Origin of the sequence: Hoylesella nanceiensis DSM 19126 = JCM 15639, assembly GCF_000379965.1 — a bacterium.
In the GTDB taxonomy this organism is placed as follows: domain Bacteria; phylum Bacteroidota; class Bacteroidia; order Bacteroidales; family Bacteroidaceae; genus Prevotella; species Prevotella nanceiensis.
Genome location: NZ_KB904328.1, coordinates 132,205 through 146,308, shown reverse-complemented (window position 1 = coordinate 146,308; position 14,104 = coordinate 132,205). Strand labels below are relative to the sequence as shown.

General features: G+C 39.8%; 12 protein-coding genes. 2 read left to right on the top strand and 10 right to left on the bottom strand.

The genetic code is table 11. The annotated features are described in order from the left end of the window. Nucleotides 1–67 precede the first annotated feature (67 nt). The 4 genes from A3GM_RS0103700 to A3GM_RS0103680 all read right to left on the bottom strand — a co-directional run bounded on the left by A3GM_RS0103700 (nt 68) and on the right by A3GM_RS0103680 (nt 6,057). Nucleotides 68–592, bottom strand: a complete 525-nt coding sequence (locus tag A3GM_RS0103700) for a WG repeat-containing protein (RefSeq protein WP_018362045.1) — start codon at nt 590–592, stop codon at nt 68–70. A 568-nt stretch (nt 593–1,160) separates the two neighbouring features. After that, nucleotides 1,161–2,171, bottom strand: a complete 1,011-nt coding sequence (locus tag A3GM_RS0103695; protein ID WP_025829882.1) for a M28 family peptidase — start codon at nt 2,169–2,171, stop codon at nt 1,161–1,163. Between the two features lie 52 nt (nt 2,172–2,223). Next, complete coding sequence (locus tag A3GM_RS0103690; RefSeq protein ID WP_018362043.1) at nt 2,224–4,029, bottom strand: fused gamma-glutamyl-gamma-aminobutyrate hydrolase/peptidase; 1,806 nt, start codon at nt 4,027–4,029, stop codon at nt 2,224–2,226. Between the two features lie 342 nt (nt 4,030–4,371). Then, the gene (locus tag A3GM_RS0103680; protein ID WP_018362041.1) at nt 4,372–6,057 is read right to left on the bottom strand and encodes a Na/Pi cotransporter family protein; all 1,686 of its coding nucleotides are present in this window, start codon (nt 6,055–6,057) and stop codon (nt 4,372–4,374) included. Nucleotides 6,058–6,205: 148 nt separating this feature from the next. On the opposite strand from A3GM_RS0103680, the gene A3GM_RS0103675 reads away from it, so the two are divergent. Then, on the top strand, nt 6,206–7,876 hold the full coding sequence (locus A3GM_RS0103675) for a nucleoside kinase (RefSeq protein ID WP_202898620.1): 1,671 nt from the start codon (nt 6,206–6,208) through the stop codon (nt 7,874–7,876). Between the two features lie 102 nt (nt 7,877–7,978). Beyond that, nucleotides 7,979–8,800, top strand: coding sequence for a pyridoxamine kinase (locus A3GM_RS0103670; RefSeq protein ID WP_018362039.1), 822 nt, complete (start codon nt 7,979–7,981; stop codon nt 8,798–8,800). 551 nt (nt 8,801–9,351) lie between these two features. Here the strand turns inward: A3GM_RS0103670 and A3GM_RS0103665 are convergent. From A3GM_RS0103665 to rplM, 6 genes are all read right to left on the bottom strand, one after another. Beyond that, nucleotides 9,352–9,936: a hypothetical protein gene (locus tag A3GM_RS0103665; RefSeq protein ID WP_025829886.1), complete on the bottom strand. Its 585-nt coding sequence runs from the start codon at nt 9,934–9,936 to the stop codon at nt 9,352–9,354. A 96-nt stretch (nt 9,937–10,032) separates the two neighbouring features. Next, the gene (locus A3GM_RS0103660; protein WP_018362037.1) at nt 10,033–10,638 is read right to left on the bottom strand and encodes a hypothetical protein; all 606 of its coding nucleotides are present in this window, start codon (nt 10,636–10,638) and stop codon (nt 10,033–10,035) included. Nucleotides 10,639–11,020: 382 nt separating this feature from the next. Then, on the bottom strand, nt 11,021–11,863 hold the full coding sequence (gene tsf / locus A3GM_RS0103655; RefSeq protein ID WP_018362036.1) for a translation elongation factor Ts: 843 nt from the start codon (nt 11,861–11,863) through the stop codon (nt 11,021–11,023). Nucleotides 11,864–12,009: 146 nt separating this feature from the next. Then, nucleotides 12,010–12,831, bottom strand: a complete 822-nt coding sequence (gene rpsB, locus A3GM_RS0103650; RefSeq protein ID WP_018362035.1) for a 30S ribosomal protein S2 — start codon at nt 12,829–12,831, stop codon at nt 12,010–12,012. Between the two features lie 356 nt (nt 12,832–13,187). Continuing rightward, the gene (gene rpsI, locus A3GM_RS0103645) at nt 13,188–13,574 is read right to left on the bottom strand and encodes a 30S ribosomal protein S9 (protein WP_018362034.1); all 387 of its coding nucleotides are present in this window, start codon (nt 13,572–13,574) and stop codon (nt 13,188–13,190) included. 12 nt (nt 13,575–13,586) lie between these two features. Next, the gene (gene rplM, locus A3GM_RS0103640; protein ID WP_009227862.1) at nt 13,587–14,048 is read right to left on the bottom strand and encodes a 50S ribosomal protein L13; all 462 of its coding nucleotides are present in this window, start codon (nt 14,046–14,048) and stop codon (nt 13,587–13,589) included. Nucleotides 14,049–14,104 lie beyond the last annotated feature (56 nt).

The following is a 14,104-nucleotide window of genomic DNA, read 5'->3' as shown; positions in this document are numbered from 1 at the left end:
GGTTGAGGTGCCAAGCGAGGTGTGTGCTTTTAGGTGACGAAGAGGCTTTGAAAAGAAGGAAATAAGTCTATTGTGGACGAGTGATAACTTGCCAGTTGTCCGACTGCCAATACTCATGAGCATCGACATTGCTACTATCTTTCATCATTTTTCCGCTGTTTGTCACTCGCGCTTTGCCGTCTTTAAAGGGGCGAGCAAACTGATATTGGGGTGTAATGACAATGTTGCCAAGTGTATCGGCAAAGCCAATGAGATTGTTTTCGCCCACTATTCGGAACAAACCCTCGACAGGATAGTCGGGTCCGTTATCGAATTGGAACACATTAAAAAGGAATTTGCCCTCGTTGTTGAAGCACTTTATCACGCCATTGCTATCCGACACAAAGCCAATGTGGGTGATAGTATCGGTAAAAGCCATAGGATAAATGCAGCGAATGATGGTGTCGCCCTTGTCGTTTACATAGCCATAAAGCTCGTTTTGCTCTATCACAACGAGGCGATTGCTGGTGGTTTGACAGCTACCAAACAAGAGAATAGCCAATAAAACAACGATTGTTGCACTGCTTTTTAATAGGGTTCTTCCTTCTTTCATCTGTAAGTTGATTTGTATAAATAGGACATTTGCATTGTCGAGGCACAAGAATCTTGTCCGATGAATGGTGTGTCCGCTCTTCTTGTGTCGTTCTTTTTATTGATAAGACGATAGTGCAAATATATAAATAAAAAGACGAATGGTTGCTGGGTTCATCGTTAAATATGCTCCCTCGCAATCCTTTTGTTTTACGGTGGTGCAGACCTTCGCTTGTAAAAGCATTGCTTTTAACAATTAAAAGGGCATCAATTAGAGTGTAAAAGCAGTGTAATTGTATGGCAAAAGGACTGTTTTTGCAGAGCAAGGGCGGAGAGAATGGGGTAAAAAAATAATGTAAAAGAAAGCATAGTGCCTGTCTTTTACATTATCATTTATCGTGTTTCTTCTTAATATATTATGTTGATGAAGAAGATTTCTTGGTGTTTTCAAAACCCAATCGTCTTGCCCTTGTCTGCCTAAACCATCACTTTTAGGGTCTAAAAGAAAGGGAGTGAAGAGCGGGTTGTATCGACTTTCTACCTCAGATCTCTACCTTATATATAATAATAGGTGAGGAGAGGGTGTTGAACTACTCCTTTTCTTGGCACAAAACATTCATCACTGTTTGTCCAACTGCTTTGAGTGTTTTGCGATCGATGTTATCTATATTATCATTAACCGTGTGCCATACGGGTCCAAAGACATTAGGACTCATCTCGGGATAGTATGGAATGATGTCGATAGTAGGTATCTTTGCGATTTGATTAACAGGGATATGGTCGTCTGTTATCGCTCCTCCTGTTTGGTTGATAAATACATTGCTGTATCCAGCATTAGCCGCTTCGCCCCATACTTTCGCTACAATTTCGGGCGCATAAGCCATCGATGCTTGCTCAATATAGAACTTTGCGTTCTTACCTCCAACCATATCGAGAAGTATTCCATATCGAGCTGTGTAGTTATTGGGTAGATTTTTCGACCAATATTGTGCGCCTAACGCCCATGTATCTTCGTCGTTTGTCTTCTCAATCCATTCTGGTGTGCCCCAATCTTCAGCGTCGAAACATACAAAGTCGATACCGATATTGCCCAAGTTGTGCGATTTTAGACTGCGAGCAAGCTCTAACATCACTGCAACTCCACTGGCACCATCGTCTGCAGCCATAACAGGTTTCTTCCAATTGTCCTTGTTAGGGTCGTTATCTGCCCATGGTCTGCTGTCCCAATGTGCACAAAGTAGGATGCGAGTGGTGGCATTTGGGTTGAGTTGAGCCATGATATTGGTGGCTTTTAGCGGTGTTCCATCATAGCCTTTTAGCATTGCTTTTTGTTCAGACACAGTACAACCAAAGCTCTTAAACTTGTTAACAATCCACTGAGCACATTGTTCGTGCGCTTCACTGTTCATCGTTCTTGGTCCAAAGTTGCATTGTTCTGCAATGTAAGTGTAAGCGCTGTCGGCATTGAAAGCGGGTGCATTCACTTGCGTAACCTGTTCTTCTTCAACAGGCTTTGCTGTCTTTTGTTTTATGAAATACCCGCCAATGGCTCCTGCCAGCACAATTATTGCGCCTATTTTAATCATCTTTGTATTTTTCATTTGTTGTTGATTGTAATATGATTGCTCACAACTGATATTGCGATTATTTAGTTTATCGTTTACCTATCTTTTGCACTTGTTCCATCACTCTTAGCCAGTTGCCACCCCATATCTTTCTAATGTCGCTCTCAGAGTAGCGTTTTCTAAGTAGAAAAATGGTGAAACGGATGAGCTCAGACGAGTCTCTAAGACCTAAAATGCCTCCATCTCCATCGAAATCAGTACCGAGTCCGACGTGATCAACGCCCATTATGTTGATGAAATGATCGAGATGACGTATTGCATCTTCGATAGTTGCGTTGCCATCTCTTGTTAAGAAGCCCTTATAAAGGGTGATATGAGCCACTCCTTTGTGCTCTGCAAGAGCCAAAAGCTGTTTATCTGTGAGGTTTCGAGGCACGTCGCACAATGCTTTAGAATTGCTATGACTGCACACTACGGGTGCTTTACTGGTCTTTAAGACATCGAAAAAGGTGCTTTCGGCAGCGTGACTAAGGTCTACCATGATGCCATATTTATTCATTTCGGCAACTACTTCTTTTCCATAAGCACTTAGTCCGCCATGTGTCTTGCTACCTCTTGCGCTGTCGCAGATAAGGTTATCGCCGTTATGACATAAGGTAATGTAGCTTATTCCACGCTTAGCAAAATGCTTAACGTTGGCAATGTCTCGTTCAAGAGCTAAGCCGTTTTCTATTGCAAGCATAATAGAACGACGTCCTTCGAATTTGTTTTGCATCACTTCGAAAGGCGTTTTGGCAATAGAAACATAGTCTTTGTGATTAGAAATCATGCTTTCTACCTTATCAAAGATAAAGTCTGCATACTTCTTAGGACTGTCAATACCAAATGTATTCTTGTTTTTAAAGTTCTCGTTTCCTATTGTTTGAGGCAAATAAGCAACCATAGTGGTTACGTCTTGCTTGCTTTCTGCCATCTTATGCAAATCAACTAAAACCTCTTTGCAGCGTTTTGTGATGTCTACCTCTTCGTTATCGAAGAACATTGGGGTATCGCAATGCGAGTCGAGGGTGATGATTTTGCTGTGAAGAGCTTTGGCTTGAGCATATTCTTTTGCCTGAGTTGTGAGCCATTCGAATAGCTTTAATCCATCTTCCTCTAACCATTCGGGGTGCCATTGCACTGCAAGGAAAGGCTTAAACTCGGTGCTTTCGAGTGCTTCTACAACGCCATCGGCTGCCTTTGCTGTGATTTTTAGCTTAGGACCGATATAACTTACGGCTTGATGATGGAAAGAGTTAACAAAGAGTTTCTTTGTTTTGTAAATAGAGTAGAGTATTGAATTGGGGTCTATCTCAACAGAATGGGTACACTCTTTGCGGTCGGCCTCTTGGTTATGTTTAATCAATCGCACCATTTCTCCGTCCGAAAGCAAGCTCTTTGCGGCAAGTTTTCGACTCTCTTCGATGTCTTGTGCCACCTTACCTCCAGAGGCAATGGCAATGCATTGCAATCCTCTACAAATGCCAAGGATAGGTATTTGTCGGTTGCGAGCAAGTAAAGAAGTGAGCAATTCGAAATGATCTCTGCTGCTATTGATGCGTCCTAAGCGTGGAGAAGGCTCGTCGCCACTCCATAAAGGATTGAAATCACCGCCACCAGAGAATATTATTCCATCGATAGAATCAAGAATATTGATAATCGTTTCTGGGTCTTCTGTAGGTGGAATAATGACTGGTGCGCCTCCAGCTTTCATCACTTGTTGGCAATAAGGGTTACGAACAAGCACGTCGTTTCCTTCCACATCGCCTGTAATACCGATGATTGGGCGTTTTGTACTCTCTGGATATTTACTGTAAATTTCCTTGAGATAGGTTTTAATGTCGTATGATTTCATTTGCTATCTTGAAAAGTCTCGTTCGCACATTGTCATCATTAGTAGCACAATACCTATAAGACATTGTGGCTCTTGCCGTATTTTTACGACAAGAAACATAAAACTAAGAGTGGTGTTTATTCAATGGTTAGAACGAGATTATTGTTGTTTTGCAAAGCAAATGTAGCTATTTTTTATGGATTATGCAACAGCTTACCCCGTTATTTATAGCTATATATGCTATTTTTGTAATCTTTTATTCATTCGAAATGATAGGCCATTGGCAGGCAATAAAAAAGAAAGAGATTGCCCATTGTGTTGAGCAATCTCCTTGATGTTATTTCTTTTCAATTTCGAATTATCTTATCTTTGACGCAAGCCTAAACGTGCTTCTACCACATTTATAACATAGTCGCCAAGCTTTTCACATTCTGTGATGATGTCCATGTATAGCGTACCCATTTCATAAGTGTACTTATGCTCGTTGATATCGCTGATGTTTTGGTTGCGAAGTTGGTTTCTATAGTTGTTAATCTCATTTTCGATGTTGAATGAAAGATGAGCATCCATGCGGTCTTTATGACCATTAAAGAGGAGATTCATTTGTGTTAAGCTGTCATCTGTCAATTCAAACATCTGATGAATGTGTTGATATTGTTCTTCAGTGAAGTCTTCATTTTGCTCCGACTTGCGGTGAATGGTGCGTGCAATGTTATAACAGCTGTCGCCAATACTTTCGATTTCGGTAATCTGACGCATCATACTTCTAACCTTAGCCTTTGTTTCATCACTCAAATGAGCATCGCTCACCCCGTTCAAATACTTCGCAATTTCGATCTCCATATTGTCCGAAATGTCCTCATATTTCTCAATTCTTGAGTAAAGTTTATTGAAATTAGTGATGTCTTTCTCGTGAAGTAGGTCACGAACCATACCGAACATACGTTGAATGCGCTCTGCAAAAGAGGTGATTTCCTTTTGAGCTTCGAACAAAGAAAGCTCTGGTGTTGCCATAATACCAGCTTGAATGAAACGCAAACGGAACTCTTCTTCCTCGTCGTTCTTCTTTGGTTTGATGATCATACACGCTAAACGCTCGATTTGTGGAATGAACCAAATAAGAATGAAGGTGTTGGTTACGTTAAACATTGTGTGGAATGCAGCCAAAGCAAACGACAAACGAACAGGATCGAGGTTGCCGCTTGAAGGGTTAATACCCACTAATGAGCAGGCCATATCAACAAACCAATAGAATACGCACATAACCCAGAACACGCCAAAGCAGTTAAAGAACAAGTGAGCAAAGGCTGCTCTGCGTGCTTGTGTGTTAGCTGTTAGGGCAGCAAGGTTTGCAGTTAGGGTTGTTCCGATGTTCTCTCCCATCACAAGAGCAATACCTAAGTAGATAGGAAGCACTCCTCCTGTACATAGAACCATGGTGATAGCCATCAAAGCAGCCGATGATTGCACGATGCAAGTGAGGATGGTACCAATTAATACGAATATGATTATAGTGAGATAGCTATCTGGATTGAACGAAGCAAAGAACTTAATCAAAGCCTCATTGTGTGCCAAATCCATCTCTTTACCAGTCATACTAAGTATTCCGAGTGAGAAGAACATGAACGAAACACCAAAAAGAAAGTCGCCAACATACCTATAACGTTTTGTATAAATAAGTATGATTGCGACTAAAAACACAGGCCATACAACCGAAGTCATATTAAATGAGAAACCAGCACTCATGATCCAAGCCGTGAATGTTGTACCAATATTGGCACCCATAATTACAGAAATGGCTTGAGCAAGGGTGAGAAGACCTGCATTTACGAACGAAACGGTCATTACAGTTGTAGCTGTTGACGACTGAACGGCAGTGGTAATGAATGTACCAGTAAGCATACCTGTGATGCGGTTGGTGGTCATTGCACCTAAAATGTGGCGTAGTTGAGAACCTGCCATCTTTTGAAGTGCCTCACTCATAACCTTCATTCCGTAGATAAGTAGCGCTAATGCTCCTACTAACTTTAAAATAATTAATATTGACATAGTGTTGTTTTTGTTGTCTATTTTGCGTATTTGTTACCCTATTTTTGCTAACTTTGTGCTTAGAGATGTGCTAAGCAAGAAGAGTAATAACTCTATTACTCTTTTATTTAGAATGTTATATGTTTTAATTCCTAAATCGTGTAAAATTATGTCCATATCAGAATTGATACAAATACGTTGCAAAAATAATAAAAAAAATGAGAATGTTGAAATGGGAAGCACTCTTTTTGACATTTTTCCCAAATTAAATTTGAAAATGGTTCACGGCCCTTTATCTGCCAAGGTGAATAACAAAGTAGAGGGAATGCATTATAGAGTGTATCGAAATAAAGAAGTAGAGTTTCTCGATATCACATCACCTTCGGGAATGCGCACCTACACTCGCACCTTGTTCTTCGTTCTTTGCAAGGCTGTTCACGACCTTTTCAAAAGCAGTTTGGTAGTTATCGAGTTCCCTGTTAGCAACGGTTATTATTGTAATGTGCAACTGGGTAGACCTATTTTGGCTGAAGATGCAGCGAAAATAAAGCAACGAATGCAAGAAATTATCGATAGCAAGATGCCCATAAGACGTTTTGAGCAACCCACCGACGATGTTATTGCCTTGTTTAAAGAGAAAGGCGACGAGGCAAAGGTGAAGCTATTGCAAAGCACAGGTATGCTTTATAGCGTGTATTATGCCATCGACGACTATGTAGATTACTACTATGGATCGCTTTTAACCAACACTTCGCAACTCTATCTCTTTGGATTAGAGTTTTATGAAAATGGACTTTTGCTTCGTGTTCCCTCATCTTCTAATCCCGAGGTGTTAGGGTCTATGGTTCAACAAGATAAGATGTTCGAGATGTTTAGAGAGCATCACCGCTGGCAAGGCTTGTTAGGAGTGCGCACAGTGGGCGACTTTAACGAGAAAGTTGAAGAGGGACAAGGGTCGGATTTGATTCGAGTTTCAGAGGCATTGCAAGAAAAACGCATTGCAAAAATTGCCGATGATATTGCTCAGCGCAAAAATATCAAGGTGGTTTTAATCTCTGGTCCGTCGTCATCGGGCAAGACAACGTTCTGCAAACGCTTGTCTATTCAGTTGCTAACAAACGGTATTCACCCCGTACAACTATCGCTCGACAATTATTTTGTAGATAGAGATAAAACCCCAAAGCAACTCAATGGCGACTATGATTACGAGCATTTGCACGCAATTGATATCGACTTGTTGAACAAACAATTGAAAATGTTGTTGAATGGTGAGCGAGTGGAATTGCCAAGATATAATTTTATGACGGGAAAGAGCGAGAAAGAAACGGGTGATTTTGTGCAATTAAAACCCGATAACGTGCTGTTGATTGAGGGAATTCACGCCCTTAATCCCGCCCTTACGGCTCAACTGCCTGGCGATTCGCTCTTTAAAGTGTATATTTCTGCCCTCACCACCATTCTACTCGACGACCATAACTATATCCCCACTACTGATAATCGACTCTTACGACGCATCATTCGTGATTATAAATACCGCAATGCGTCGGCAGAAAACACCATAGATAGATGGCAATCGGTGAGAGATGGCGAAGAAAGATGGATTTTCCCTTATCAAGAAGAGGCTGATGTGATGTTTAATACAGCTATGTTGTTCGAATTTGCCGTTATTCGTTCGCAGGCCGAACCCTTGTTAGAAAGAGTGCCACAAAACTGCAGTGCCTACTCAGAAGCCTTGCGTTTGTTGGGCTTTTTGAAGTATGTAACGCCCATACACGATAATGAAATTCCTCCAACAAGTTTGTTAAGAGAGTTCCTTGGCGGTAGTTCTTTCTTGTATTAATAGGCAAAATGGGTGGTAGAATATGGTCCTTAGCCAACCAATATCACACCTTATTATATATAAAAGCAACAGAATAGAAATTCAATAAAAAGAGATAAGAATATGAGCAATATACTTTTAATCAACGATATGCCTGGAGTGGGCAAGGTGGCAACGGCTGCAATGCTCCCCATTTTGTCGTATATGGGGCACTCGGTGTGCAATCTTCCAACCGCATTGGTGTCTAACACGCTCGATTATGGTAAGTTTAGTATTCTCGAAACCACCGACTATATGCAACAAGTCATTCCCATTTGGCAGCAATTGGGATTCGGGTTTAATGCCATTGCCACAGGTTTTATTATCTCAGAACAGCAGGCGAAGCTTGTGGCGGACTATTGTTTGAGCGAGAAAAAGAAGAAAACCAAGATCTTTGTAGACCCCATTATGGGCGATAATGGTAGCTTGTATAACGGCATTTCGCACGAAACAGTTGAGATGATGAAGCATCTTATTGCCGTGGCAGATGTGTGTTATCCTAATTATACAGAGGCTTGTTTCTTAACCGACACGCCTTTTAAGAGCGAAGGAATTAGTGAAGACGAGGCGAAAGACTTGCTTTTGAAACTAAAAGAACAAGGTGCTGCGGCTGCACTCATCACAAGTGTGAAGGTGAATGGCGCCATGTGCGTGGTGGGTTGCAGTGAAGAAAGAGGCAATAAAGATTTCTTTTTCTTACCATACGATGAAATTCCTGTGCGTTTTCCAGGCACTGGCGACATCTTTTCTGCCATTCTTATGGGCGAAGTGATGAAACAACGCTCTTTAATTGATTCTACCCAAAAGGCGATGAACGTTGTAGAACGATTGATTAAGCTGAGTCAACACAACGAAGATAAGAAGAGAGGAATAGACATCGAACGCCATTTGGCAGACGTGTTATAGGTCTGTTCGCTATCAAAAAGCAATAAAAAGCCACCTAAAATGCAAAAAGTTGCAGTTTTAGGTGGCTTTTCTTTTTATTTAAAACAATAGAAGGGGTAATTTAGATGAGATTTACTTGAGAAGTGATTAAAAGCTATATTTTAAAGGGTTTTCTGTTAAATAAATTGCATTTCGTAAGTTTGTGTACGGAAACAATCGCTTGATTATAGTCAAATAAACGCACTTTTATAAATATTTTTCATGAAAACTCTTGCACGAATGAACATCTCTTACTACCTTTGCATTGTCAAAAGGTTAATAGATTGTTTAGGTTAGTAGTAATAGATTTATGTTTTTAGTTATTAGTTTAAGGTAAAAAACATGATTGTTTAACAGGAACTTGGACGTCGTGAGACATTCAATACCAAATAGAAATTAAGATGTTAAACATAGAAACACGCCGTAGCTCGCTGAGAGCTGTGGTGTTTTTCTTTTTATATACCTATCGAACTAAAAGAACAAACGGCTCGTTCGTCATTGCAAATTCTGCATTTCGAGCGAGCCGTTTGTTGTTATTGTAAGCTTTTGAGTGCTTCTTCGTAGGTGGAGAAGTTTCCTATATAAACTCCATTTTTAAAGGAAAAGAATCTTTTAGAATTGTTTATTCTCTTGTTAGAGTTGGTTACGTCTTTATAAAACAGCTTGGTGTAGCTTCGCCATTTGTTTGTTTTATAAGGTTGATGACGAATCATCAGAACTGGAACTCCTAATTTTCTCACCTTGTCGAGGCCTAAATACGAGTTGGCAATAGGCAATGCATTCACTCCATTTGCTTTGCACATATCTACAAAATCATTTGCATTTAGATTTTTATTCATTATATAAGATGGAGAGAAGTTATAGATAATCACATTTGAATGTTGCTTGCAATAGTCTTTCACTTGCTGTGCATTGATGAGATATATTGCCCTGTCGTCTTTTAATTCGTCGATAGAACCGGTGGTTAGGGTAACCCTTTCCCGTGCTTCTTGTCGTAAAAATTTATAATCATCTGTTATATTTTGAACGTAACAAGAACTTAAAATGGCGATAAAACCAAGTGCAATAAAAATATGTAGGATAGCAAAACGACTGCTTTGAGTTTGATTTCTTTTCATTTTTAGATGTCTTTTATAGGTGAAAACAATGTGTTTACTTTCATCTTTGATGCGTTTATTGTTTCTTTTTATGCGGAACAATAACAATTATTGCTTCTACAATGTTTTTACATCTTTGATGTTAAGAGCTTCGAGGGCTTCTTTGCACGAACTAAAGTTGCCGATATATTTGCCGTTTTGAAACGAGAAATAAAGTCCTTGGGGAGGATTTGGCGAATTACTATCTATCAATTCATTAAAGAAAAGACGGATGTATCGTGATCTCCACTTTGTACCTAAGGGCTGAGGGTCTATCATGAGCAATGGAATTCCAAGTTTTCTTGTGTCGGCAAGTCCCCAAAAACTATTGCCAAGAACTAACGGATTGGTGCCATTTGCTTTGCACATATCCACAAAATCGTTTACTTGCATGCATGCGCTGCTACCGCAATTGGGGGTATAATCGTATATAACAACCTGTTGGTGTTTATTGCAATAGTCTTTAACCTGCTGAACTTCTACAAGATAGATGGTGTTGTCGGCTTTCAATTGGTCTATATCTCCAAAGCTTTTCACCACTCGTTGCTTCTCTTTTGCAGTGAGTTTGTTGTAGTCGGAGGTTAATCCTCCAATAGCACAAGAGCTTATAAGGGTGGTAAATGCAAGGACTGATAGAATTAATTTCGTTTTGAAACAATTGTTTTTAGGTGTTTTTAGTGTCATATTGTGAGGTGTTTGTTAGTTAAGTAAAGTTCTTCTACAAATATAATTAAAAAGTTTTTTCTTTCAAAAGGAAAGCTATTCTATTTCAATAGAAAGTGTGGGTGGATTGTAAAAGCATTGAGTTGGTGATGCAAAAGGGCTGTTATTGCACGGTAAATGCAATGCTATTGCGGTGTAAAAGGACTGCTTTTGCGGGGATGTGAGGCTCTCTTTGGGGTAGAAAGGAATAAAATATAATCGAAGAGTGGTGTTGCTTTCTGCGAAAAAGAATAGTCGTTGTAAGGAGAGGGCATAAAAAAAGAGTGTTTAAACGTATCTTTCTAAAGCGAAAGACGCCATTTAAACACTCATTATTTTTCTGAATTAGAATCTTCTTGTAAGCTTATTCTGCACGCAAAGTAAAGCGACGGAATGCAGTTACAGTTAGATCTTTATCTGTTTGGTGAAGATATTCTGCAACGCTTAGCTTGCTATCTTGAATGAATTCTTGTTCAAGAAGGCAGTTTTCTTTGTAGAACTTCTTCAATCTTCCTTGTGCAATTTGTTGTAACATTGCGTCTGGAAGGTTCTTACCTTTAGCTGCTTGCTCTTCACGAGTCTTCTCAATAGCAACCTTTAACTCTTCGTCTTTAACCTTTTGAGGTACACCTGCTTCATCAAGAGCAACAGGGTTCATAGCAGCAACTTGCATAGTTACAGCGTGACCTTGAGCTTCTGCTGGCTTGTTTGTTTGTACCATTGTGCAAAGAACGTTGATGTTTTGGTGGTTATATGTGTAGATGTTTTCTCCTTCAAGGTAGTTATAACCATCTAATTCCATCTTTTCTCCAGTGATACCAGAACGCTCTGCAACTGCTTCAGCAATCTTTCTGCCATCAGCAAGAGTAAGTTCTTGTACTTCTTCAAGGCTCTTAGCTTTAGCTGAAACCGCTGCATCTAGGATGTCTTGAGTTAGTTGAATATAGTCTTTTCCGTTAGCAACGAAGTCTGTTTCGCACTTTAATGCGATGATTGCACCGAAGTTATCTTGTACTTTAACAAGCACACAACCGTTTGAAGTTTCACGATCTGAACGCTTAGCAGCAATAGCTAAACCTCTTTCACGTACAAGTTCTATAGCACGATCGATATCGCCTTCAGCTTCAACAAGAGCTTTCTTTACATCTGCAAGACCTGCACCTGTAAGCTTACGAAGCTTTTGAATCTCTGCAATTGTTACACCCATAGTATGTATTTATTATTTTATTGAGTTAATGTTTTCTGTTAAAAGAATTGACAAACACCGTATTTCTGAAATGAATATATTGTTATTGAAACCGCTGTTTGTCAATTCAAAGAATGTCCACCACGTGATGTGATGGACAAAAATAATTATTCTTCTGTCTTAGCTTCAGCTTGTTCTGTAGCAGGAGCTTCCTCTTTGCGAGTCTTGCGAGCACGCTTTGGTTTAGCATCTGCAGCTACTTCAGCTTGTTCTGCTGCTGCTTTCTCGTCTGCTTTTTCAAGCTTACGTTCTGTTAAACCTTCAGCAATTGCAGAGCAACAAGCAGTAAGGATTACATCAATACTGTCTTTTGCGTCATCATTTGCAGGGATAACATAGTCTACAAGAAGAGGATCAGAGTTTGTATCAACGATTGCAAATACAGGAATACCTAAACGTTGAGCTTCTTTAATCGCAATATGTTCTTTCATAACATCGATTACGAAAAGAGCAGAAGGTAAACGAGTAAGGTCTGAAATAGAACCTAAGTTCTTTTCAAGCTTAGCACGTTGACGTGTAATTTGAAGCAATTCACGCTTTGAAAGGTTAGAGAATGTACCGTCATTCATCAATTTATCGATGTTAGTCATCTTCTTAACTGCCTTACGAATAGTAGGGAAGTTGGTAAGCATACCACCTGGCCAACGTTCAACTACGTATGGCATGTTAACGCTAGAAGCCTTTTCTGCAACGATTTCCTTAGCTTGTTTTTTAGTAGCGACGAATAAAATCTTCTTACCTGACTTAGCGATTTGCTTTAAAGCGTCTGCTGCTTCGTCTACCTTAGCAACTGTTTTGTTAAGGTCGATGATATGAATTCCGTTACGTTCCATGAAGATATATGGAGCCATTGCGGGATTCCACTTGCGGCGAAGGTGTCCAAAATGACTACCTGCTTGCAATAGTTGGTCAAAATTTGTTCTTGACATTGTTTCTTTTCTTTTAATTGTTTACTTTCTTTTTAATTCCTTTTTAGGATCAGCCAACAAGTAGCAAAGTGCATTGTGACATGTCTTTGGGTCTTATTGGTTTAGATACTAAACTTTATCATGGGCGTTGTTGGTGACCACATGATGATTACCTTCTTCCTAATAGTAATGCTTTTGTTCTGTAATATGGCTGCTATTAGGAGATAAAAGCATAGCTATTACCTTGTATTTGCAGTCTTTTTACGAATGAAAAGCGAAGAAGGGTGCTGTCGTTTTCGGTCGATGGTGCTGCGACATGATGACAATCGTGATTGTAAAAGTCACTGCTATCGGCGAAATAAACAGCGTGTCGAATATTAACGCTTGCTGAATTGGAAGCGACGACGAGCCTTTGGTTGACCTGGTTTCTTACGTTCAACTACACGAGAGTCACGTGTTAAGAATCCTTCGTCTTTCAAAGATTTCTTGTCTTCTGCGTTAACTTTAACCAATGCACGAGCGATTGCAAGGCGCAATGCTTGGCTTTGGCCTGTGAAACCTCCACCATCGAGGTTTGCTTTGATGTCGTATTTGCCTTCTGCTTCAAGTAGTTGAAGTGGTTGTTTTACCACATACTGCAAGATTGCAGATGGGAAATATGTTTCGAGATCTTTCTTATTGATTGTGATCTTGCCGGTTCCTTCTGTTAAGTAAACACGTGCTACTGCACTTTTGCGGCGACCAATTGCATTAATCATTTCCATCTTTTACCGTCTTTATTTGTATTGTTTAATATCTATTGCTTTTGGTTTTTGAGCTTCTTTGTTGTGCTCTGTACCTTCAAACACATAGAGGTTCTTCAATATTGCACGTCCTAAAGGACCTTTTGGTAACATTCCTTTAACGGCATGACGTAAGATTCTGTCTACACCGTTTGGTCTTTTACGAAGTCCTTCTGGTGTATTAAAGCGTTGTCCACCAGGATAACCAGTGTAATGTGTATACACTTTATCGGTTTCTTTCTTACCTGTGAATACTACTTTTGCGGCATTAATAATGATAACATTGTCTCCACAATCAACGTGAGGAGTGAAGTTGGGTTTGTATTTACCACGCAAAATCTTTGCAACAATAGAGCAAAGACGACCTACTACCATGTCTGTTGCGTCGATAACTACCCACTCTTTTTTTACCGTTTCCTTGTTAGCGGAAATGGTTTTGTAACTTAAAGTGTTCATTCTTTTGATTAAATATTACTACTAAAAAACGTTTTTAATTCTTTTGTGCAGTCGAT

Bases quoted from the DNA above. Each gene is read 5' to 3' on its own strand.
- A3GM_RS0103690 (WP_018362043.1), bottom strand. From the start codon at position 4,029: ATGAAATCATACGACATTAAAACCTATCTCAAGGAAATTTACAGTAAA.
- rpsB (WP_018362035.1), bottom strand. From the start codon at position 12,831: ATGTCAAGAACAAATTTTGACCAACTATTGCAAGCAGGTAGTCATTTT.
- A3GM_RS0103700 (WP_018362045.1), bottom strand. From the start codon at position 592: ATGAAAGAAGGAAGAACCCTATTAAAAAGCAGTGCAACAATCGTTGTT.
- rplM (WP_009227862.1), bottom strand. From the start codon at position 14,048: ATGAACACTTTAAGTTACAAAACCATTTCCGCTAACAAGGAAACGGTA.
- A3GM_RS0103680 (WP_018362041.1), bottom strand. From the start codon at position 6,057: ATGTCAATATTAATTATTTTAAAGTTAGTAGGAGCATTAGCGCTACTT.
- rpsI (WP_018362034.1), bottom strand. From the start codon at position 13,574: ATGGAAATGATTAATGCAATTGGTCGCCGCAAAAGTGCAGTAGCACGT.
- A3GM_RS0103665 (WP_025829886.1), bottom strand. From the start codon at position 9,936: ATGAAAAGAAATCAAACTCAAAGCAGTCGTTTTGCTATCCTACATATT.
- A3GM_RS0103695 (WP_025829882.1), bottom strand. From the start codon at position 2,171: ATGAAAAATACAAAGATGATTAAAATAGGCGCAATAATTGTGCTGGCA.
- A3GM_RS0103675 (WP_202898620.1), top strand. From the start codon at position 6,206: ATGTCCATATCAGAATTGATACAAATACGTTGCAAAAATAATAAAAAA.
- A3GM_RS0103660 (WP_018362037.1), bottom strand. From the start codon at position 10,638: ATGACACTAAAAACACCTAAAAACAATTGTTTCAAAACGAAATTAATT.
- tsf (WP_018362036.1), bottom strand. From the start codon at position 11,863: ATGGGTGTAACAATTGCAGAGATTCAAAAGCTTCGTAAGCTTACAGGT.
- A3GM_RS0103670 (WP_018362039.1), top strand. From the start codon at position 7,979: ATGAGCAATATACTTTTAATCAACGATATGCCTGGAGTGGGCAAGGTG.